23 protein-coding genes are annotated in these 21041 nt (G+C 70.6%); 13 read left to right on the forward strand and 10 right to left on the reverse strand.

All coding sequences use genetic code 11. The annotated features are described in order from the left end of the window. Window positions 1-247: 247 nt before the first annotated feature. Window positions 248-1081 (forward strand): DUF6597 domain-containing transcriptional factor, encoded by an 834-nt coding sequence (locus ATK30_RS47030; RefSeq protein ID WP_101440191.1) that lies wholly within the window; start codon window positions 248-250, stop codon window positions 1079-1081. A gap of 37 nt (window positions 1082-1118) precedes the next feature. Here ATK30_RS47030 and ATK30_RS41765 read toward each other — a convergent pair whose 3' ends face one another. Further along, complete coding sequence (locus ATK30_RS41765) at window positions 1119-1457, reverse strand: P-II family nitrogen regulator (protein WP_101440192.1); 339 nt, start codon at window positions 1455-1457, stop codon at window positions 1119-1121. After that, window positions 1454-2764 carry an ammonium transporter gene (locus tag ATK30_RS41770; RefSeq protein WP_101440193.1) on the reverse strand — a complete coding sequence of 437 codons (1311 nt, stop codon included), beginning with the start codon at window positions 2762-2764 and terminating at the stop codon, window positions 1454-1456. Before ATK30_RS41770 ends, ATK30_RS41765 begins: the two co-directional genes overlap by 4 nt. A 277-nt stretch (window positions 2765-3041) precedes the next feature. Between ATK30_RS41770 and ATK30_RS41775 the strand changes: the two genes are divergently transcribed. Continuing rightward, window positions 3042-3782 (forward strand): SDR family NAD(P)-dependent oxidoreductase, encoded by a 741-nt coding sequence (locus ATK30_RS41775; protein WP_101440194.1) that lies wholly within the window; start codon window positions 3042-3044, stop codon window positions 3780-3782. Window positions 3783-3812: 30 nt separating this feature from the next. Here ATK30_RS41775 and ATK30_RS41780 read toward each other — a convergent pair whose 3' ends face one another. The 5 genes from ATK30_RS41780 to ATK30_RS41800 are packed head-to-tail and all read right to left on the reverse strand — an operon-like array spanning window position 3813 to window position 9815. Beyond that, a complete protein-coding gene (locus tag ATK30_RS41780; protein ID WP_101440195.1) occupies window positions 3813-4583 on the reverse strand; it encodes a FadR/GntR family transcriptional regulator in 771 nt (256 codons plus the stop codon). Between the two features lie 42 nt (window positions 4584-4625). Further along, window positions 4626-5549 (reverse strand): alpha/beta hydrolase, encoded by a 924-nt coding sequence (locus ATK30_RS41785; protein WP_101440196.1) that lies wholly within the window; start codon window positions 5547-5549, stop codon window positions 4626-4628. Beyond that, entirely contained in the window at window positions 5549-6298 is a 750-nt protein-coding gene (locus ATK30_RS41790; RefSeq protein WP_101440197.1) for an SDR family NAD(P)-dependent oxidoreductase, read from the reverse strand. The genes ATK30_RS41785 and ATK30_RS41790 overlap by 1 nt, the downstream gene beginning before the upstream one ends. Continuing rightward, a complete protein-coding gene (locus ATK30_RS41795) occupies window positions 6295-8208 on the reverse strand; it encodes a flavin-containing monooxygenase (RefSeq protein ID WP_101440198.1) in 1914 nt (637 codons plus the stop codon). Before ATK30_RS41795 ends, ATK30_RS41790 begins: the two co-directional genes overlap by 4 nt. A 26-nt stretch (window positions 8209-8234) precedes the next feature. Beyond that, entirely contained in the window at window positions 8235-9815 is a 1581-nt protein-coding gene (locus ATK30_RS41800) for a class I adenylate-forming enzyme family protein (protein ID WP_158242578.1), read from the reverse strand. Window positions 9816-9921: 106 nt separating this feature from the next. Here ATK30_RS41800 and ATK30_RS41805 point away from each other — a divergent pair, with 106 nt between their 5' ends. From ATK30_RS41805 to ATK30_RS41815, 3 genes are read left to right on the forward strand one after another with little or no spacing between them, the layout of a single operon-like run. Further along, window positions 9922-10710 carry an SDR family NAD(P)-dependent oxidoreductase gene (locus ATK30_RS41805; RefSeq protein WP_101440200.1) on the forward strand — a complete coding sequence of 263 codons (789 nt, stop codon included), beginning with the start codon at window positions 9922-9924 and terminating at the stop codon, window positions 10708-10710. Between the two features lies 1 nt (window position 10711). Continuing rightward, the gene (locus ATK30_RS41810; RefSeq protein WP_101440201.1) at window positions 10712-11236 is read left to right on the forward strand and encodes a nuclear transport factor 2 family protein; all 525 of its coding nucleotides are present in this window, start codon (window positions 10712-10714) and stop codon (window positions 11234-11236) included. Beyond that, window positions 11233-12351, forward strand: a complete 1119-nt coding sequence (locus ATK30_RS41815) for a zinc-dependent alcohol dehydrogenase (protein WP_101440202.1) — start codon at window positions 11233-11235, stop codon at window positions 12349-12351. Before ATK30_RS41810 ends, ATK30_RS41815 begins: the two co-directional genes overlap by 4 nt. Window positions 12352-12358: 7 nt before the next feature. Here ATK30_RS41815 and ATK30_RS41820 read toward each other — a convergent pair whose 3' ends face one another. After that, window positions 12359-12811: a MaoC/PaaZ C-terminal domain-containing protein gene (locus tag ATK30_RS41820; protein WP_101440203.1), complete on the reverse strand. Its 453-nt coding sequence runs from the start codon at window positions 12809-12811 to the stop codon at window positions 12359-12361. Window positions 12812-12924: 113 nt separating this feature from the next. Between ATK30_RS41820 and ATK30_RS41825 the strand changes: the two genes are divergently transcribed. Genes ATK30_RS41825 through ATK30_RS41835 form a run of 3 tightly spaced genes read left to right on the forward strand, consistent with a single transcriptional unit; the run spans window position 12925 to window position 15168 of the window. Next, window positions 12925-14154 carry an FAD-binding oxidoreductase gene (locus ATK30_RS41825; protein WP_244194880.1) on the forward strand — a complete coding sequence of 410 codons (1230 nt, stop codon included), beginning with the start codon at window positions 12925-12927 and terminating at the stop codon, window positions 14152-14154. Between the two features lie 19 nt (window positions 14155-14173). Next, window positions 14174-14776, forward strand: coding sequence for a dihydrofolate reductase family protein (locus ATK30_RS41830; RefSeq protein WP_101440205.1), 603 nt, complete (start codon window positions 14174-14176; stop codon window positions 14774-14776). An 11-nt stretch (window positions 14777-14787) separates the two neighbouring features. Next, window positions 14788-15168: a PPOX class F420-dependent oxidoreductase gene (locus ATK30_RS41835; protein ID WP_101440206.1), complete on the forward strand. Its 381-nt coding sequence runs from the start codon at window positions 14788-14790 to the stop codon at window positions 15166-15168. 37 nt (window positions 15169-15205) lie between these two features. On the opposite strand, the gene ATK30_RS41840 is transcribed toward ATK30_RS41835, so the two are convergent. Continuing rightward, entirely contained in the window at window positions 15206-15988 is a 783-nt protein-coding gene (locus ATK30_RS41840) for an SDR family NAD(P)-dependent oxidoreductase (RefSeq protein WP_208637565.1), read from the reverse strand. Window positions 15989-16075: 87 nt separating this feature from the next. On the opposite strand from ATK30_RS41840, the gene ATK30_RS41845 reads away from it, so the two are divergent. Both ATK30_RS41845 and ATK30_RS47170 read left to right on the forward strand, forming a co-directional pair. Then, entirely contained in the window at window positions 16076-16546 is a 471-nt protein-coding gene (locus ATK30_RS41845; protein WP_244194881.1) for a TetR/AcrR family transcriptional regulator, read from the forward strand. Continuing rightward, the gene (locus ATK30_RS47170; RefSeq protein ID WP_341867397.1) at window positions 16477-16635 is read left to right on the forward strand and encodes a hypothetical protein; all 159 of its coding nucleotides are present in this window, start codon (window positions 16477-16479) and stop codon (window positions 16633-16635) included. The genes ATK30_RS41845 and ATK30_RS47170 overlap by 70 nt, the downstream gene beginning before the upstream one ends. Here the strand turns inward: ATK30_RS47170 and ATK30_RS41850 are convergent, their stop codons facing one another. Next, on the reverse strand, window positions 16636-17559 hold the full coding sequence (locus ATK30_RS41850) for a LysR family transcriptional regulator (protein ID WP_101441352.1): 924 nt from the start codon (window positions 17557-17559) through the stop codon (window positions 16636-16638). It abuts the gene before it with no gap. 83 nt (window positions 17560-17642) lie between these two features. Between ATK30_RS41850 and ATK30_RS41855 the strand changes: the two genes are divergently transcribed. From ATK30_RS41855 to ATK30_RS41865, 3 genes are read left to right on the forward strand one after another with little or no spacing between them, the layout of a single operon-like run. Next, complete coding sequence (locus ATK30_RS41855; RefSeq protein ID WP_101440207.1) at window positions 17643-18350, forward strand: succinate dehydrogenase cytochrome b subunit; 708 nt, start codon at window positions 17643-17645, stop codon at window positions 18348-18350. Window position 18351: 1 nt separating this feature from the next. Beyond that, entirely contained in the window at window positions 18352-20280 is a 1929-nt protein-coding gene (locus ATK30_RS41860; protein ID WP_101440208.1) for a fumarate reductase/succinate dehydrogenase flavoprotein subunit, read from the forward strand. Beyond that, window positions 20277-21020 (forward strand): succinate dehydrogenase/fumarate reductase iron-sulfur subunit, encoded by a 744-nt coding sequence (locus ATK30_RS41865; RefSeq protein ID WP_101440209.1) that lies wholly within the window; start codon window positions 20277-20279, stop codon window positions 21018-21020. The genes ATK30_RS41860 and ATK30_RS41865 overlap by 4 nt, the downstream gene beginning before the upstream one ends. The last annotated feature ends 21 nt before the right edge of the window (window positions 21021-21041 follow it).

Below are 21041 nucleotides of genomic sequence, written 5' to 3' on the forward strand. Positions count from 1 at the left end.
TGGTGAGCAAGCGTGGCGGCTGGTGACCGCGCAGAAGAAAGCGTGACCGGAACGACGCCGGGGACAGCGCTACCCAGATAGCCAGGCTGGTGGCGGGAGAAGATCCTCCGGATGGGGACTCGCGACCCAGGCCCGCTCGCGCGCAGCCTTCGGCGGACCTACCCGATTCTCGGCCGGAAGCACTGGCGGGCCAGGTGGCACCGGCTGGCACTTGACGCGCACCCGGGGCGAACGCTTCGGTACGGGGATGACCGCGTATGTGGAGCGTCCGCCGGTGCCGGGCCTGGCGGGAGTCGTACGCACGGTGTGGATCCAGCGCACCGGCGATGCTCCATACGTCCAGCGGCATCTGCCGACCGGCGGCGTCGAGATCCACTTCCCGGTCGGCGGGCGTCCGCAACTGCTCGGGCCGTTGACCGGGCCGCGGATCGAGGTCCTCCCGGCGCACACGACAGTCGTCGGCGTGCGGTTCCGGCCCGGGGCCGCGCCTCCCCTGCCGACGGGGCTCGACGAGCTGGCCGATCAGCAGGTCGGGCTGGGTGAGGTGTGGGGCCGGACCGTCGAGCAGCTGGTGGAGGCCGTCGCCCTCGCCGCGACGCCTGAGCTGGGGCTGGCCGCGCTGCAGGCGCACCTCGTGCGGGAGTTCCGTCTGGCCGGCGGGTCGGACCCGTTGGTCGGGGAGGCGGTGCGGGTGCTGATGCCGTGGGACCCGGTCGGCGTCGACGCGGTCGCCGCGCATCTCGCGCTCTCTGCCAGCCAGCTGCGCCGACGGTGCCTGCACGCGGTCGGAATGAGCCCGAAGGTGCTGCAGCGGACGTTGCGGTTCCAGGGGTTTCTCGCGCTCGCCCAGTCGGGAGCGATCGCGACCGGGCGGCGGGGCGCGGACGGGATGGCGAGTCTCGCGGTCGACGCCGGGTACGCCGACCAGGCCCATCTCAGCCGCGAATGTCTTCGGCTGACCGGAGTTACGCCAAGGCAGCTGCTCGGGGGCGACCTCGACCGGTGCGCGTGCGGGCACGATCATTCCGCGTCCTACACGCCGTTCCTCGCCGGACGCGGCCGTTCGCCGTTCCGCGGTTGACGAGCGCTGCCCGAGCCGAGCCGGAGCTGTCCACGGCCTACAACGCGTCCCGGCCGCGTTCCCCGGTGCGGACGCGGACCACGGTCTCCACCGGCGTCACCCAGATCTTGCCGTCGCCGATCTTGCCGGTGTGCGCGGTGTCCAGCACGGTGCGGAGCGCGGTCTCGACCTGGTCGTCGTCCAGCAGGATCTCCAGCCGGTACTTGGTGATGAAATCGACCTCGTACTCCGCGCCCCGGTAGATCTCGGTGTGCCCCTTCTGCCTGCCGTAGCCGCGGACCTCGCTCACCGTCATCCCGGCGATGCCGAGTTCCTGCAGCGCGATCCGGACGTCGTCCAGCACGAACGGTTTGACGACGGCGGTCAGCAGCTTCATCGGTTCTCCTCGCGCGCCGGCCGGTGCGATCCCGGTCCGCCGGCGGGCGCGCTCCCCCGGCGTCCGGACTGGACTGCCAGCTCGTACGCGCCTTCGGCGTGCTCGGCCTCGTCGACGCCGTCGATCTCGGCCTCGCGGTCGATCCGGAATCCCATGAACTTGTGCATGACCCAGCCGATCAGGAGGGTCATCGCCAGCGAATACCCTAGTACCGCCAGCGTTCCGACCGTCTGCCGCCACAGCTGGTCGAATCCGCCGCCGTAGAACAGGCCGTTCACGCCGCCGGGAGCCACGCCGGCCGTCGCGAACAGGCCGATCAGCAGCGTTCCGGAGAACCCGCCGAGGCCGTGCACCGCGACCACGTCCAGGGAATCGTCGAAGCGGTACCGGTATTTCAGGCTCACCGCGAACGAGCACACGACGCCCGCCACGATCCCGATCGCGGCCGCTCCGAGCGGTTCGACGTAAGCGCAGCCGGGCGTGATCCCGACCAGGCCGGCGACCGCGCCGGACGCGGCGCCGAGCGTGGTCGGCTTCCCGTCGCGGAACTGCTCGACCAGCAGCCAGCCCAGCACGGCGGCCGCCCCCGCGACAGTGGTGTTCAGGAACGACGTCGCCGCCGGGCTCTTCGCGGCCAGCGCGGACCCGGCGTTGAACCCGAACCAGCCGAACCACAGCAGGCCGGCGCCGAACATCACGAACGGCAGGTTGTGCGGCCGGACCGCCTGCTTCGGCCAGCCGTGCCGCCGGCCCAGCACGAGCGCCAGCGCCAGCGCGGCCGCGCCGGAGTTCACCTCGACCACAGTGCCGCCCGCGAAATCCAGCACGTGCAGCTTCGCGGCGATCCACCCGTCGGGCGCGAAAACCCAGTGCGCCACCGGCACGTACACCAGGGTGGTCCAGACGACGGAAAACACCGTCCACGTCCAGAACCTCGCGCGCTCGGCGATCGCGCCGGCCAGCAGCGCCACCGTGATCACCGCGAACATCATCTGGAACGCGACGAACGCGAACAGCGGCACCTGGTTCCCGGCGGGCCCGACCGTCTGCTCGGCGAGCCCGTGCAATCCGGCCAGCCGCAGCGTGCCGAGCAGGCCGCCGAACCAGTCAGGGCCGAAGGCGAGCGAATACCCGTAGAACACCCACACCAGGCCGACGGTGGCGAGGCAGACGAAGGTCATCGCCATCACGTTCAGCACGCTCCGGGCGCGCACCATCCCGCCGTAGAACAGGGCGAGGCCCGGCGTCATCAGCATGACCAGCGCGGCGCTCCCCAGCAACCACGCCGTGCTTCCGGTATCGACCACGATCCGACACTCCTCGTTTCCTCGCTCGGCCGCTGGAAGCTAACCGGGCGGTGTTACCGGAATGTTTCCGTCGTGCTTCCGCTAGCGACCCCAGTCCGGCGAAACGGTCGAACCAGCTCGAAAGGGCGGCATCAGGCCCGAGGCGACCGGAAATACTTCGCGGACAGAACGAATCGGCGATTCATTCTGTCCGCGCCCTTTTCGGAGCTTCGGACGCGACTTGCCGCCGACCGGTCAACTCTGATACTAGTTGTGGGCGAGCAGGAAGGCGCGTGAGATGGATTCGTTGGCGGGCAAGGTCTGCGTCGTCACCGGCGCCGGGCGCGGGATCGGCCGGGCGATCGCTGAACGGCTCGCCGCGGCGGACGCGCGGGTGGTCGCGGCTGACCTGGACGCCGACAGCGCCGCCGCGACCGCCGCGGCGGTGGGCAACGGTGCGCTCGGCATCCGGACCGACGTCGGATCGCGCGACTCGGTCGACTCGCTCGTCGGCGCGGTCCTCGACCGCTTCGGCCGGATCGATGTCCTGGTGAACAACGCCGGATGGGACAAGGCCGGTCCCTTCGTGGAATCCGACCCCGACGACTGGGACCGCATCGTCCGCGTCAACCTGTACGGCGTCCTGCACACCTCGCGAGCAGTACTGCCCGTCCTGGCGGAGCAGGGCACGGGATCGGTCGTGAACATCGCTTCCGACGCTGGCCGGGTCGGATCGTCCGGCGAGGCGGTCTACTCGGCCGCGAAAGGCGGGATCATCGCGTTCACCAAGACCACTGCCCGCGAACTCGCGCACCGCGGCGTCCGGGTCAACTGCGTCTGCCCCGGCCCGACCGACACTCCCCTGCTCGCCTCCTTCGCCGGCGAAAAACTCCGCAACGCCCTCGTGCGCGCCATCCCGCTCGGCCGGGTCGGCGTCCCCGCCGACGTCGCAAACGCGGTCGCCTTCCTCGCCAGCGACGAAGCCGGCTTCATCACCGGCCAAACCCTCAGCGTCAGCGGCGGCCTGACCATGGCCTAACCGCCCGGGCCTCCGGCGCCCGCGACCGGGTCAGGCGTCCCGGTCGCCGGACAGGACCTCGTCGACGTCCGGCCACAGGATCCGGCGCTCCAGGCTCGCGGGCTGGTCCCGCTGCAGGCCGTCCACCACCGATTTGATCATCACGTGCGTGACGGCCCGCGCCGTGGAACCGTCCCCGGACCGGATCGCGTCCACCACGGTCGAGATGAGGCCGGTCAGTTCTTCGCGGCTGCCGTGGGGAAAACGCCACGGCACCGTCGTGGTCATCACCGCGAGCGCGGGCACGATCGTCGCCAGCACGTCGTTGTGCGACGCCTCCGCCACCCGCAAGTGGTAGCGCCCGCTGTGCGCGGCGAACTCCGGGCCGCGTTTGCGGCGCGCCGAGCGCAGCGACGCGACGGACTCGACGAGCAGTTCCAGGTCGCTGTCCTTGCGATGCGCCGCGGCCAGTGCGGCCACCTCGGGTTCGATCGCCAGCCGCGATTCGAAGACCGTGCGCAGCGTCGCCCCGCGGAACTGCACCACCATCCCCAGCGCGCTGCCGACCACGGACGGGCCAGGCGTGACCAGCCGCGCCCCGCCCTGCGGGCCCGCCTTCACGACGACCGCGCCCAGAAAAGTGAGCAGTCGCAATGCTTCCCGGAGCGTGCCGCGCGAGACGCCGTACCGCTCGACGAGCGTCGCCTCGTCCGCGAGCGCGTCGCCGGGTTCGAGGCCGCGCGCCAGGAAGTCCCGCAGGATCCGCCGCGCGGTGTGCGCGGGCAGCGAGCCTCTGCGGACCGCCGGTTCGGTCGCTGTCATGGCCGTTCCCCCGATCGCTCGCCGAGAAAACTAGTGTATCGATTACCCGGCCGCCCCCACCGCACCGGGCGGTGCGGCAAGGCCGTGACCAGCGAGGAACCGGCCGATCCGGGCCAGGCCCCCGGCGTGTCCCGGGTGCGTGGGCAGTTGGAGGAACCCGTGCGGAGCGCCGCCGACCACGGCCAGTTCGTGCGGCGCCCCGGCCTCGGCGAGCCGGTCGGCCAGCGAAAGGGATTCGCCGAGCAGCGGGTCGTCCTCGCCGACAAGGACCAGGCTGGGCGGGAAACCTGCGCAGTAGCGTTCGGGATGCAGCCGCGGATCGTCGAGCAGCCGCCGGGCGTCGTCGGGTTCCAGGTAGAGCTGGGTGTCCGGATCGCGCCCGCCGACCAGGTGTTCCACCACCGGCAACGCTCGCTGAACGTCGTAGATCCCGTAGCACAGCAGCGCGGCGGCGACCGGCCCGGCGGCGCCGGTCGCCAGTGCCGCGGCGGCGAGGTTCGCCCCGGCCGAATCCCCGCCGAGCAGCAGCCGGGCAGGGTCTCCCCCGAAGCTCTCCGCGGTCGACCGCGCCCAGCCGACCGCGTGCAGCGTGTCTTCGACCGCCGCCGGAAACCGGTGCCGGGGCGCGCGTCGGTAGTCGACGCTCACCGTCAGCAAGCCGAGCACGGCCAGGTCCGCGGCCAGCCGCCGGTGGGTGGCGGGAGTGCCCAGCACCCACGCGCCGCCGTGCAGGTACACCAGCGTCGGGAACGGCGGTTCGCCCAGCGGCCGGTAGACGTCGGCGGTCACCTGCCAGCCGTTCACCTCGCGGAGCGGGACCTTCAGCTCGATCCCGCCGACCGCGGGCATGCCCTGGTTCGTGTACGCGTCGAAAGAAGCCAGCAGCTCCCGCGCGTCCCCGGACTCCGGAGGCCTCAGCGTCCGCTGGAACTCCAGAAGTTCCGGCGGCAGCGCGATTTCCGCCATCAGGCGGCCACCCGGATCGTCTGCCCGGTGACGTGCCTGCTGTCGCTCGAGGCGAGGAACAGGATCACATCGGCGACCTCGTCCGGTTCGCCGTCGCGGCCCAGCGGCTGCACGTCCCGGTACGCCTGGACGTAGTCCGCCGCGACGGCTTTCGTCAGGCTGTCGTTCCAGATCAGGCCCGGCATCACGGCATTGGCCCGGATGCCGTCCGCCGCTCCTTCCTTGGCCAGCGCGCGGGTGAGGCCGAGAACGCCCGCTTTCGCCGCCGCGTAAGCGACTTCCCCGAACGGCGCGGGCGATTCCGCGGCCAGCGAGGACACGTTCACGATCGCCGGGGAGGCCGACTGCCGCAGCAACGGCCACGCGGCGCGGGCATGCAGGAAGTGCGCCGTCAGCGACGTGGACAGCACCCGGTTCCAGTTCTCCAGGCTGGTATCCGGAAACGGGGCCAGCTGATTGAGACCGACGCTGTTGACCAGAACGTCCAGCTGCCCGAACGTCTCGGTCACGTCGGCGAACAGCGCCCGCACGCCAGTTTCGTCGGCGGCGTCGAGAGCGCGCGCGAGCACGTTGTCCTCGCCCGCGGCCGCGGTCAGTTCGTCCCGGAGCCGGTCAAGCCGCTTCGCGCTGAGGTCGGTGACGACCACGCGCGCGCCCTCGGCCAGCAGCCGCCGCGCGACCACGCCGCCGATTCCCGCGCCGGCGGCGGCGTTGACCATCGCGACCTTGCCGTCGAACCGTTTGCTCATCGTCGTCCCTCCGCCGGACCGTCGATCCGGTAGTCGGCCAGATCGGCTTCCTTGGTCATCCGCCACCAGTCGAGCACCCGCCACGGATTGCTCACCACGACCCGGCCGCGCGAGTTGCGGTAGTAGGTCGTGATGCCCGGATGGGTCCAGATCATCCGCTCGTGCGCGGCGGCGACCTCGGCGTTGTACTTCTCGCTGACCTCCGGGCGGCAGTCGGCGACCGTCGCGCCCGCCCGCCCCATCCGGTCCAGCAGGCTGAGCACGTACCGCATCTGGCATTCGAGGTAGAAGATCAGGCTGCCGCCGTGCCCGGCCTGGGTGTTCGGGCCGTACAAGCAGAAGAGGTTGGGGAAGCCGGGGATCGCGGTGCCCAGGTAGGCCTGCGCGTCATCGTCGTCCCAGACCTCGCGCAGCGTCCGCCCGTCCCGTCCGGTCACCTCGAACGACGCGAGGAACCGCACGACGTCGAAGCCGGTCGCGAAGATCAGCACGTCGAACTCGACCTCGCGGCCCGATCTCAGCCGGGCTCCGGTCGGCAGGATCCGCTCGATCGGGTCGGTGACCAGTTCGACGTCGTCGCGGCGCAGCGTGCGGTACCAGCCGTTGTCGAGCAGGATCCGCTTGCCGAACGGCGGGTAGTCCGGGGTGGCCTTCTCGATCAGGTCCGGGCGGCCCGCCAGTTCGCTTTCCAGGTAGCGGGTGAAGAACCGGCGGTGCCCGTCGTTGATCGCGTTGATCGACCGCTCCGGATGCGGCCAGTCCGGATCCCGTTGCAGGGATTCGTACAGCGTGTCGTTGAGCACCCAGGCGAGCCGTTCCCGGTACCAGAACCGGTAAAGCGGGACTTCCCGCAACAGGAACCGGACCGGTTCGGGGATGTCCTGCTGGAACTTCTCGAACGGCGCCACCCAGTGCGCCGACCGCTGGAACAGCGTCAGCGAGGCAGCCGTGCCGGCGATCGCGGGCACCGCCTGCATCGCGCTCGCTCCGTTGCCGATCACGCCGACCCGTTTGCCGGCGAGGTCGAGCCCTTCCGGCCACTGCGCGGTGTGGCACGACTCCCCGGCGAAATCCGCCAGCCCCGGCAGGTCCGGCAGCTTCGGCGTGCCGAACGCGCCGACCCCGCTGATCAGGATGTTGGCCTGGAGCCTTTCCCGTCCTTCCGGGCCGTCGATCTCGACCGTCCACACTCGCGCCGCCTCGTCCCAGGCCGCGGAAAGGACCACCGTGGACAGCCGGATGCGGTCGCGCAGCCGCCATCGGTCGGCGACCTCTTCGAGATAGTCGTGCAGCTGGTCCCGGGACGCGTAGTAGCGCGGCCAGTCCGCCACGACGGTCGAGTACGAGTAGAGGTGGCTCGGCACGTCGACTCCGCACCCCGGATAACGGTTGTGCCACCAGGTGCCGCCCACGTGGTCGTCCTTCTCCACGACAGTGCACTCCACCCCGGCCGCGCCGAGCCGGTGCGCGGCGAGCAGGCCGGAGATCCCGGCGCCGACGACGATCGCGGTGAAGCCATCGGGCACTGCTGTGTCGCGGACCGGATCCTCGCCGCGCGTGGCGATGGCCAGGTCGTCGGCGACCATCGGCCCGTATTCGGCCGGGATCGCCTCGCCCATCGCGACCGACAGCATCCGGGTCAGCAGGTCCTCGCCCGGGTCCGGCAACGCCACCGGTTTCCCGTGGCGCCAGGCGATGATCGCGTCGGCGGCGGCCGCGCGGATCTCGTCCCGCACCGGCTCGGGCAGGCCGCCGGTGTCGTTCTCGTCCAGCCCTCGCCCGCGGGTCGGCCGGTACGGCGCTTCCAGCCACCGCCGGTCGCCGGTGAGCTGCACCAGGACCATCAGCAGCGTGGGCACGTTCGCGTCCCGGACCGCGGCACGCACCGTCGCCGCGAACGCTTCGCGCATCGCGGGGGTTCCTTTCGCATCGCCCGTCATCCGTTCACCAGCCGGTCGCGGCCCGCCCAGTACCGCGCCTTCAGCTCGCGGCGCATGATCTTCCCGGTGCCGGTCTTGGGCAGCTCGTCGGCGAATTCCACGGTGCGCGGCCGTTTGTAGGCCGCGATCGACCCGAGACAGACCTGCTGGACGTCCTCGGCGGTCACCGCCGCTCCCGCGCGCCGGACCACGACCGCGCGCACCGTCTCGCCCCACCGGTCGTCGGGCACGCCGATCACGGCGACCTCCGCGACACCGGGCAGCGCGTAGATCGCGTTCTCCACCTCGGTCGGGTACACGTTGAACCCGCCGCTGACGATCATGTCCTTCTTGCGGTCGACGATCCGCAGGTACCCGTCGACCATCCGGCCCACGTCTCCGGTCGCGATCCAGCCGCCGTCGAGGATCGTCTCCGCGGTCTCCTCCGGCAGGTTCCAGTAGCCGGCCATCCCCGCGTCCCCGCGCAGCTGGATCTCGCCCGCCTCGCCGTCCGCGACCGGCTGCCCGGCGCCGTCCGCCAGCCGCATCTCGATGAACGGGCTCACCCGGCCCGCCGAGCCCAGCCGCGCCGGCAGCTCGCCGCCGGGGTCGAAGAGATGGTCCTGCTTCGGCAGCCACGAGGACCACGGCATTTCGGTGAGCCCGTAGGACTGCACGAACACCGGGCCCAGCACGGCGATCGCGCGGGCGAGCCGGTCCGGCGCGATCGGCGAACCGCCGTAGAGCACGGTGTGCACGCTCGACACGTCGTGTTTGCCGGACTCCAGCACCGGAAGCATCAGGTTGATCATTGTCGGCACCAGCGGCAGCACGGTCACCCGGTGCTTTTCGACGATCTCCGTCAGCTCTTCGGCGTCGAACCGGCCGAGCGCGATCTGGCTCGCGCCGCGCAGGAAGTACGCGAGCATCGCGTAGCCGCTGAGGTGGGTCAGCGGCGCGGTGTGCGCCAGCACGTCGGAGCTCGCCGCGCCGTGCAGCTCCACGAGCATGTTCCGGATGATCGCCAGCAGGCTCCGGTGCGTGTGCACGACGCCCTTCGGCCGCCCGCTGGTGCCCGAGGTGTAGGGCATCCAGGCGACGTCGCCCGGCCAGACCTCCGCCGGATCGGCCTCCCGCACCGGGAAAAGCTCCTGGAACGGCACCGCGTCCCCGGCCGGATCGTCCAGCGCCACCAGGGTTTCGCTGACCACCGAGCTGATCTCCGCCAGCCGTTCTCCGTCCACGACCACGGCACGGGCCCCGCAGTCGGCGACGATCTCGGCGACCTCGCGCGGATGCAGCCGGTAGCTCAGCGCGACGCGGACGAAACCGCCGATCGCCAGCGCGTGGTCGAGCACGAAGCATTCGGGCCGGTTCTTCGTCAGCACCACGACCCGGTCGCCCTTGGCCAGCCCGAGCGAGCGCAGGCCGCCGACCAGCCGCCGCGCCAGCGAACCCAGTTCCCGGTAGGAAACCGTGCGGCCGCCGGGTTCCACGATCGCCGGGCGGTCCCCGTACTCGCGGTGCCCGCGCAGCAGCACGGACGCGACGGTCGGGCCGCCGCGGGCTTGCCGCGCGGTGCGCGCCGGGTCGTTCACGTCGATACCTCCTCGGATAACTCTGATACTAGTAAGCGCGAGCTGCCGAGGAGCTGTCAAGAGGCGAGAACTATGATACTGGTTAGAGCGGACGAAGGGAGCCGCCATGACCTCAGCGGACGGGGAAATCGCGCTCGTCACCGGAGCCGGGGGCGCGATCGGGACGGAAATCTGCCGGGCGTTGCGCGCCGCCGGGGCGCGGATCGCGCTGGCCGACGTCGACGAAGCCTCGCTCGAATGGACCACGGCCGAACTGGGTCCAGGAGACGACCTCGCCTCCTTCGCGGCCGATCTCGCCGACGACCGGCAGACCGCCGAACTGCCGGGCCGGGTGCGCGAGCACTTCGGCGGACTGGACATCCTGGTCAACAACGCCGGGGTCCGCGAAGTGCTCCCGCTGCTCGACCTCACTCCCGAACAGTGGCGGCGCACCCTCGACATCGACCTCGTCGCGTCGTTCACGCTGGCGCGCGCGGCCATTCCAGGCATGATCGCCCAGGGCGGCGGCAAAATCGTCAACATCGCCTCGATGGCCGGGCTCGCCGCGTTCCGCGACCGCGCCGCTTACAGCAGCGCCAAAGCGGGCTTGATCATGCTGACGAAGGTCATCGCCGTCGAGTGCGGCGACCAGGGCATCCGGTGCAACGCCGTCGCGCCCGGCGTCGTCGAAACCCCGATGACCAGTTCGTTCTTCCACTCCGCCGGCATGACCGCCTCGATCCGCGCCAACACCCCGATGCGGCGCTGGTGCTGCCCGGCGGAGATCGCCGAACCGGTCGTGTTCCTGTGCGGCCCGCAAGCCCGGTTCGTCAACGGCACCGTGATCCCCGTCGACGGCGGCTGGACCGCGGGCTACTACGGCGCCGAACTCTCGCCCCGCCCGAAGGAGGCCTGACATGCTGACCCACGAAGAACTGGCCGCGAAACAGGAAATCGCCGACCTGCTGCTCGGCTACTGCCGCGGCATCGACCGGTGCGACGCCGAACTGGTCAAACAGGCGTTCTGGCCGGACGCCTACGACAACCACGGCGCGGACGCGGGCCCGGCCTGGGAGTTCGCGGACCGGATCGTCGCGGCGAAACTCGCGACTACGGAATGGACAACGCACACGGTCGCCAACCACCTCGTCGAACTCGACGGCGACCGAGCGTTCTCCGAGGCGATCGTGCTGACCTTCCAGAAACAGAAGGACCAGGACGAGATCAACGTCTTCTGCGGCCGCTACGTCGACCGCGTCGAACGACGCGACGGAAGCTGGCGCATCGCCTACCGGCAGATGGTCCACGACTGGAGCGGTTCCACCGTGCTCGCCCCGTGGGCGCTGGGCAGTGTCGCCAGCGGAGCGTTCGTCCAGGGCGCCCGCCGTGACGCCGATTTCGTCACCGGCCCCGGCCGCTCGGACCTGATGGGAGCGAAATGAAAGCCCGCGCCGCGGTGCAGGTCGCCGACCGGCGCTTCGAGATCGAAGAGTTCGCCGTGCCCCGGATCGGCCCCGAGGAAGCGCTCCTGCGGGTGGACGCCTGCGGCATGTGCGGCAGCGACGTCGAACAGTACGACGGCGGATTCGCCGCGCTCGGCGTGACCTATCCGGTCATCCCCGGCCACGAACCGATCGGGACCGTCGCCGAGATCGGTTCTGAGGCCGCCCGCCGCTGGGGCGTGCGCACCGGAGACCGGGTCGCGGTCGAACCGGTGCTCGGCTGCGGTTCCTGCCGGGCCTGCCTCACCGGTTCTTACCGCCGCTGCAAGGGATCCGGCAACGGCGCGGCCATCAATGCCTACGGCTACCTGCCGACCTCGCTGACGCCGAGCTTGTGGGGCGGCTACGCCGAATACCTGTACTTGCACCCCCGCACCGTGCTGCACAAGCTCCGCGACGATCTGCCCCTGGAACTGGCCGCGCTCTATCAACCGATGGCCGCCGGGATACGCTGGTTCGCCCACGATTCCGGGTTGCGCAGCGGAGACACCGTGGTCATCCTCGGCTGCGGGCAGCGCGGGCTGGCCGGCGTCGTCGCCGCCCGCGACGCCGGAGCCGGCCGGATCATCGTGACCGGCCTGGCGCGCGACGCGCACAAACTGGAACTGGCCAAGCTTTTCGGCGCCGACGTCGCCGTGGTCGCCGACCAGGAAGACACCGTCGCGGCCGTCTTCGAGCACACCGGCGGCGAAGGAACCGACGTGGTCGTGGACGTCACCGCGGTCTCGACTCAACCCATTGTGGACGCGATCGCGGTCGCCAAACCCGGCGCGACCGTCGTGCTGGCCGGGGTCAAAGGCTCCGGCGCGACCGTGCCGGGCTTCCTGCCGGACGCGGTCATCACCAAGGAACTCACCGTGAAAGGCCTGTGGTCGCAAGACATCCGCGCGTTCGAACCCGCACTCCGGCTCATCGAAGCGGGCAAGTACCCGCTCGAGCGGATGCACACCCACACCTTCGGCCTCGACTCCGTCGCGCGAGCCGTGGAGACGTTGGCCGGACGCGTGCCCGGGGAGGACGCGGTGCACGTGATGATCGCCCCGGACTTCGGCTGAACGCGCGTCAGGGGCGAGTGCGGACCAGGTAGGACATCAGGCCGGTCTGCGCGACGACGCCGTCCTGGGTCACCAGGTCGTACCGCACCCGGACGACCCCGGCATCGCCGCGGCCGGTCATCCGCGCGCCGGTCACCCGCGCCCTCGTGTGCACGGTGTCGCCGAACCGCAGCGGTGCCCGGAACTCCCAGTTCTCGATACCCAGCAACGCCAGCGCCGAGCCCTCGAACGCGCCGGTCCGCGAACTGAGGCCGAGGCACCACGACAACCCGAGCGCGCCGTGCGCGACCCGTTCGCCGAAGCGCCCTTCCGCCGCGGCGACCGCGTCGGTGTGCATCGGGTTGTAATCGCCGGTCGTGGCGGCGAACGAGACCACGTCCGCTTCGGTCACCGTGCGGCCGGGCGAAACGAGGGCCTCGTCCGCGCCCATCACCGCGAAATCCTCGAACCACAACGGCACCGTCAACCACCTCCGAACGCGCTCAGGCTATCCCGCGCGGAACGCCACGGCGCTCAGCAGGCATGCGCGTTTCGTTCAAGAACAGCAGCGCCGCGAAGCCTAGCGTCAGCTCCGTGATCGACCTGACCTCGCAAGACGGCTTCTCCCCTGGCTCGCCGGGCACCGAGGCCGGTCCACGGTTGGTGCTTCGGTGCCGGTCGGTCTCCGATGTCGTTCAAGCCATGGCTTACGCGGCGGAGACCGGCGCACGCATCGTGCCGCGCGGTGGCGGGCATTGCTTCGTGAACCGGTGTCCGGCCGACGGGATCGTCGTGGAGCTGTCCGGGCTGGACCGGATCACGGTCGACGACACCGGCGTGGCGACGATCGGTGCTGGCGCGCGGCTGGGAGCGGTGTACGCGGCGCTGCACGGCGAGGGTCGGACGATTCCAGCTGGCTGCGGCGACACGGTCGGCATCGCGGGGCTGACGCTCGGCGGCGGGATCGGCATTCTCGGCCGCCAGTACGGGCTGACCTGCGACCGGCTCGTCGGCGCGCAGGTGGTGCTCGCCGACCGGAGTGTCGTGGAGTGCGGCGAACACCGGGAATCCGAGCTGTTCTGGGCGTTGCGCGGCGCGGGCGGCGGACAGTTCGGCATCGTCACGGAGCTGCGGTTCGCGACCGTGCCGGAGCCGTCGGTCTGCCGGATCGAGGGACACTGGCCGGCACCGCAAAACCTCGTCCCGGCATGGCAGGACTGGGCGCCCGACGCGCCCGACGGATTGACCGCGAACCTCACCGTCCAAACCGGACGCACGACGCTCTTCGGCGCCTCCACCCTGCCGCCCGCCGAGACCGAGGAGCTGCTCAGGGAGCTCACCGCGCGGGCCGGTGTTCTGTATGCAATAGACCTCCGACTGGATGTTCCCTACAGCATGGTGAAGCCGACCTTCAGCGTGCTGGACCCGGTCGGCGGGAGCCGCCGGGTCCGGTCGGAGTTCTTCTCCCGCACGCTGTCGGACCGCACCACGAGCCAGCTGCTCGATCAGCTGACCGGAAACCGGCGGCTGGCGTTCACGGCGATGGGCGGGGCGTACCACCGGGTCGCGGAGGAAGCGACCGCGTTCGCCCATCGCGGCGAGCGGTTTCTGCTGGAACAGGTCGGCGACCCGGGCGATCCGTGGGTGGACGAGGCGTGGCGCGCGGCGCACGCGGAGGGCTCCGGCCGGGTTTACCCGAACTTTCCGGACCTCGCGCTCGAGGATCCGGCCCGGGCGTACCACGCGGACAACTACCCCAGACTCGCCGCGCTCAAGAACAGGTACGACCCGCTTCGGGTTTTCGACTTTCCCCAGGCTCTGTGAACGACTACTAAGGAGCATCATGACCAAGGTGTTCAGCGCCCTCTCCGTCTCGGTCGACGGCTACATCAGCGGCCGCCGCCCGGAGGGGGCCGACGAGGTCGGGAGCGGGCTCGGCGACGCCGGGGCGCTGTTCGACTGGTACTTCACCGGCGACACCCCGAGCAAAGTCTTCGACGGATTCAGCCTTTCCGAGCCCAGCGCCCGGGTTTTCGACTCGCTCGCCGCCCGCGTCGGGGCGACCGTCGTCGGGCACGCCACCTACGACCATTCAAGCCACTTCGGCGGCAGTGGTCCGCATCCGACCGCGCCGTTGTTCGTGGTCAGCCACCAGCCGGTGCCGGAGCTGAGCGAGGCGCAGACCCAGGCGACCAGCGTCGAAGAGGCCGTCGCGGGCGCGCGGGCCGCGGCGGGCGGCAAGGACGTCGCGCTCATGGGCGGCGTGCTGGTCACCGAGGCGATCAAGGCCGGGCTGGTCGACGAGTTCGTCCTGCACCAGGTCCCGATCCTGCTGGGCGGCGGGCGGAGCTTCTTCGGCGAGCTGCCCGAGCACGTCCGGCTGCGGCTGGTCGAAGCCGTCCCGGCGCCCGGCGTCACCCACCTGCACTACGAAATCCTCCGCTGAAAGGAATCCCCATGCTGAATCCCGACGTCCGCCGCGTCCTCGACGGCACCCCGATCGCCCACCTCGCGACCGTGCTCCCGGACGGGTCGCCGCACGTCGTCCCGGTGTGGATCGGCACGCGCGGCGACCGGATCGTCTTCCTGACCGGCCCGGACAGCCGCAAGGCCCGCAATCTCCGCCGCGACCCGCGCGTGGCGATTTCCCTGACCCCGCCGGACAATCCGTTCGAGCCGATCACCATCCGCGGCCGGGTCGCCGAATGGATCGAGGGCGACGAGGCGTGGGCGATCATCGACGAGGTGGCCAAGAAGTACATCGGGCAGCCGTACACGCGGGAGCAGGTGCGCGTCGTCGGCCTGATCGAGCCGGAGACTCAATCGGTCGGGATGTAGTCAGAACGCGACCGACGCGCCCAACTCCTGTTGTGCTTCAAGGCGGTTCAGCCGTTCGGTGAGTGCATCGTTGGACGGCGGAGCAGGTGTCCGAGCCCAGGGAAAGGCGCAGGGATGGGTTCGGCTGGAGGGTGGTCTCGTACCGGAGCGCGGCGATCTTGGCCGGGTCGCCGGGAAGGTCGCTGTCTTCCAGCGACTGCAGAGAGCGCCGGGGCCGGCCGACCGGATTGTCGCGGCAGGGCTCGGTTTCGGTCGTGTAGCGCAACGCCGGCACGAAGCCGGTCCGCGCCCCGCCGAGCTGCGCCACGGTGAGGTGGATGCCGAAGTCCGCGACCTCGCGGCTGACGCTCTCGGTGTATCCCTCCAGGCCCCTTTTGCCCGCGTGGTACGCGCTGTGCGCGGGCGAGCCGAGCTGGCCGCCCATGCTGGAGATCTGGATGATCCGGCGGCCGCCCCGCTCGCGCATCGGGCCGAGGAACGCGCGGGTGATCAGCAGCGGGGCGAGCAGCAGCGCCTCGATCTGGTGGCGGATCTCCCCGGGCGTCATCTCCTCGGCCGCGCCCACGACGGCGGACCCGGCGTTGTTCACGACCACGTCCACCGGCCTGGCCCGCTGCGTCCGGTCGATCACGGCGGCGACCTCGGCCGGACGGGTGAGGTCTCTCCGCTCCACGACGAGACGGGGCGACGCGGGCAGCGCGTTCTGGCCGCCGGGCCGTCGCGTCACGTAGTCCCCGCGGTCGAGCGCCTCCCGGACCAGAGGACGGCCGAGGCCGCCGGAACCGCCGGTCACGAAGCAATGCCGAGGTGCGGACGTCACGAGAGCTCCCGGAGGCTAGGGTTATTCGGAATGCGTTCCGCTTGGCCTTATCCGGAATTCGTTCCGGATAGCCATCCGGAGGAACCCGTGCCCGACGCCCCGCGCCGCACCAGGCGAGACGCGCTCGAAAACCGTGCGCGGCTGCTGGAGGTCGCCGCGCAGGCCTTCGCCGAACAGGGGCTCGACGCTGCGCCGGCAGCGATCGCCAAGCAAGCCGGGGTCGGCGTCGGCACGCTCTACCGGCATTTCCCGACCCGCGAAGCCCTCGTCGACGCGGCCTACCGGCATCAGCTCGCAGGGGTTTGCGAGCAGGCGCCGGCGCTCCTCGCGCAGTACCCGGCCGCCGAAGCGATGCGGGCGTGGCTGCGGCGGTTCCTCGCCTACGTCAGCGCGAAGCACGGGATGTCCGAAGCGCTCACCACCGTGATCGCGTCCGGCGTCGATCCCTTTTCGACAGCCGGAAGCTGCTCCTCGACGCCGTCGGCGAACTGCTCGCGGCCGACGCGGAAGACGGCACGCTCCGGTCCGAGGTGCCCGTCGAAGACGTCCTGCTCCTGATCGGCGGCGTCGCGTATTCCGCGCAGCGCTGCGAAGAACCGCGGGCGCGGCGGCTCATCGACCTGGTGCTGGATTCCCTCGCCCGCTGATCACCGGCCCACGAGCGGGCGCATGCCGGGCGGCAGCCGAGCGACCCCGCCGCCCAGGTACTGCACCACGGCCTCCTGGAGCGCCCGCACGGCGCGCGGCTGCTCGACGTCCCGCCGGTACGCCAGCCGCACCACGCGATTCAGGCCCGGCTCGGTGAACCGCGTCCGCCGGAACCGGTCCCCGACCACGGTGCTCGGCACGACCGCCAGCCCCAATCCGGCTTGGACCAGCTCCAGCACCGCGTCCATTTCGCCGCCTTCGATCGCGAAGAGCGGGTCGAAGCCCTCGGCACGGCAAGCGGCCACGGTCGCCTCGCGCAGGTCGTAGCCCTGCCGGAACATCACCAGCGGCTGGCCGCGCAGCGCGGCGATCGGCATCCGGCCGCGCACCGGCGCGGGCGCGTCCTTCGGCGAGATCACCACCAGGTCCTCGACGAACAGCGCGCGGCTCTCCAGCCGCGCATCGTCGTGGACGCGGCTGTCCACGATCATCGCCAGGTCGAGCCCGCCTTCCGACAGCGCGGTCTGCAGGTCGCGGGACCCGCTTTCGTGCAGCACCAGCTCGATCCCCGGATAGTCCCGGCGGAACGCGGCGAGCATCGCGGGCAGCAGGCCGGTGCACAGGCTCGGGGTCGCGCCGAGCCGCACCCGGCCGCGGCCCAGTTCGTCCAGTTCCCGGATTGCCCGGTACGCGGATTCCGTTTCTGCGAGGATCCGGCGCGCGATCGGCAGCAGCGTCTCCCCCGCCTCGGTGAGCGTGACATTCCCGCGGATCCGGTGGAACAGCGCCGCGCCGACATCCCGTTCCAGGGCGCGGATCTGCTGCGACAGCGAGGGCTGCGCCACCCGCATGCGTTCCGCGGCCCGGGTGAAATGCCGCGTCTCCGCCACTGCCAGGAAATACGCCAGCTGCTGGAACTGCATGACCGCCATCATAGGCACTTCCTCTCGTTTTGAGAGAAATCATGTGTTTGCCCTCTCGTCAGCGCCGACCTACCGTCGGAGGCGTGGCACTCGCACCCGCTCCGCCCCGCCGTCGCCCGGCGCTGGTGACCTTCTGGCGTTCGACCATCGGCAAGAAGGTCGTCATGGCCGTCACCGGGCTGATGTTCGTCGCGTTCCTGTTCGTGCACATGGCCGGGAACCTCAAGGTCTTCCTGGGACCGCGGCACTTCGACGACTACGCGGCCTGGCTTCGCACCATCGGCGAACCGGTGCTGCAGAACGCCTGGTACCTCTCGATCCAGCGAGTCGTGCTCGTCATCGCGTTGGTGCTGCACGTCGTCGCGGCGGTGCAACTGTCCAAACGGGACCGGCAAGCCCGCCCGGTGAAGTACGCGCACGGGCAGCGGCGCAAGGCCAGCTTCGCGACGCACACCATGCGCTGGGGCGGCGCGACGCTCGCGCTCTACATCGTGTGGCACATCCTGGACCTCACGGTCGGCGTGGCCAACCAGGACTTCCGCGACGGCCATCCGTACCACAACATCGTCGCGGACTTCCAGGTCTGGTGGGTCAACCTGATCTACATCGTCGCGCTGCTGATGCTCGGCCTGCACATCAACCACGGCTTCTGGAGTGCCGCGCAGACCCTCGGCATCACCAGCACAACCCGCGACCGGGCGCTCAAAACCGTCGGGTCCGTGCTCGCCGTCGTGATCACCGGCGGCTTCCTGATCGTGCCGATCGCCGTGATGGCGGGATGGGTGGCCTGACATGACCGACTACACGGTCGGCGAGCCGATCGCCGACACGCAAGCGCCGGCGGGTCCGATCGAGGACCGCTGGGACAGCCGCCGCTTCGGCGCGAAGCTGGTCAACCCGGCCAATCGGCGGCGGCACCGGATCATCGTGGTCGGCACCGGCCTCGCCGGGGCGTCCGCCGGCGCGACGCTCGCCGAACAGGGCTACCACGTGGTCCAGTTCTGTTTCCAGGACTCGCCGCGGCGCGCACACTCAGTCGCCGCGCAGGGCGGCATCAACGCCGCGAAGAACTACCGCAACGACGGCGATTCGGTCTACCGGCTCTTCTACGACACGGTGAAGGGCGGCGACTTCCGGTCCCGGGAGTCCAATGTGTACCGGCTGGCGCAGGTGTCGACGCAGATCATCGACCAGGCGGTGGCGCAGGGCGTGCCGTTCGCCCGCGAGTACGGCGGGTTGCTCGACACCCGCTCGTTCGGCGGCGTCCAGGTGCAGCGCACCTTCTACGCGCGCGGCCAGACCGGACAGCAGCTGCTGCTCGGCGCGTACCAGGCGCTGGCGCGGCAGATCGACGCCGGCGGCGTGGAGATGCACCCGCGGACGGAGATGCTGGACCTGATCGTGTCCGACGGCCGGGCGCGCGGGATCGTCGCGCGCGACCTGGTGACCGGCGAGGTGACCACGCATCTCGCGGACGCCGTCGTCCTCGCGACCGGCGGCTACGGCAACGTCTTCTACCTGTCCACCAACGCGAAAGGCTCCAATGCCACCGCGATCTGGCGGGCGCACAAACGCGGCGCGTACTTCGCGAACCCGTGCTTCACGCAGATCCACCCGACCTGCATCCCGCGCTCGGGCGAGCATCAGTCGAAGCTGACGCTGATGAGCGAATCGCTGCGCAACGACGGCCGGATCTGGGTCCCGAAGCAGCCGCGCGACCCGCGTCCGCCGCGGGAGATCCCGGAGTCCGAACGGGACTACTACCTCGAGCGGATGTACCCGAGCTTCGGCAACCTGGTCCCGCGCGACATCGCCTCCCGGGCGGCCAAGAACGTCTGCGACGCCGGGTTCGGCGTCGGTCCCGGCGGGCTCGGCGTGTACCTCGACTTCGCGGACGCGATCGAGCGGATGGGCCGCCCTGCGGTGGAAGCCAAGTACGGCAACCTGTTCGACATGTACGAGCGGATCACCGCGGAGAACCCGTACGAGGTCCCGATGCGGATCTACCCGGCGATCCACTACACGATGGGCGGTCTGTGGGTCGACTACGACCTGCAGAGCACCGTGCCCGGCCTGTTCGTGATCGGCGAGGCCAACTTCTCCGACCACGGCGCGAACCGGCTCGGTGCGTCCGCGCTGATGCAGGGCCTCGCCGACGGCTACTTCGTGCTCCCGGCCACGCTCAACGACTACATCGCGCGGAGCAGCTTCCCCGCACTTGACCCGGCCGATCCGGTGGTCGCCCAAGCCGAAACCGCGGTGCGCGACCGGCTCGAACGGCTGCTGTCCGTGCGCGGCACGCGCAGCGTGGACTCGTTCCACCGCGAACTGGGCCACCTGATGTGGGACCACTGCGGAATGTCCCGGTCCGCCGAAGGCCTGCGGAAAGCACTCGACCGCATTCCGGAACTGCGCGCCGAATTCTGGCGGGACGTCCGCGTCCCGGGCACCGGCGCCGAACTGAACCAGGAACTGGAAAAAGCCGGTCGCGTCGCCGATTTCCTGGAACTCGCCGAACTGCTGCTGCTCGACGCTCTGGTGCGCGAGGAATCGTGCGGCGGCCATTTCCGCGAGGAACACCAAACCGAAGACGGCGAGGCCCAGCGCGACGACGAGCGGTTCTCGTACGTCTCGGCCTGGGAGCACGGCGAACACCCGGTGCTCCACCAGGAATTCCTGGACTTCGAGCACGTCCACCCCACCCAGCGGAGCTACACATGAAACTCACCCTGCGGGTCTGGCGCCAGTCCGGCCCGGACGACGACGGCAGGCTGGTCGACTACCCGGTCGACGACGCCAGCCCGGACATGTCCTTCCTGGAACTCCTCGACGTCCTCAACCAGGATCTCATCGAGGACGGCGCCGAGCCGATCGCGTTCGACCACGACTGCCGCGAAGGCATCTGCGGCTCGTGCGGCGTGGTGATCAACGGACGCGCGCACGGCCCGGAACGCACCACCACCTGCCAGCTGCACCTGCGTTCGTTCCGCGACGGCGACGTGCTGGACGTGGAACCCTGGCGCGCCAAGGGTTTCCCGGTGATCAAGGACCTGGTGGTCGACCGCTCGGCGTTCGACCGGATCATCGAGGCGGGCGGCTACGTCACCGCCCCGACCGGCAGCGCCCCCGAGGCGCACGCGACACCGGTGCCCAAGCCGGACGCGGACCTCGCCTTCGACAACGCGACCTGCATCGGCTGCGGCGCCTGCGTGGCGGCGTGCCCGAACGGGTCGGCCATGCTGTTCACCGCGGCGAAGGCGGCGCACCTGAACTCCCTGCCGCAGGGGCAGCCGGAACGCGCCCAGCGGGTGCTCGACATGGTGGAAACCATGGACGCGGCGGATTTCGGCGGGTGCACGAACACCGGCGAATGCGTCGTGTCGTGTCCCAAGGGCATCCCGCTGACGAGCATCGCGAACCTCAACCGGGAATTCCTCAAAGCCAGCCGCTCGCGGCGCTAGCCGGGCGCGCCCGCTGTCTCC

The organism is Amycolatopsis echigonensis (assembly GCF_002846615.1).
Classification (GTDB): domain Bacteria; phylum Actinomycetota; class Actinomycetes; order Mycobacteriales; family Pseudonocardiaceae; genus Amycolatopsis; species Amycolatopsis echigonensis.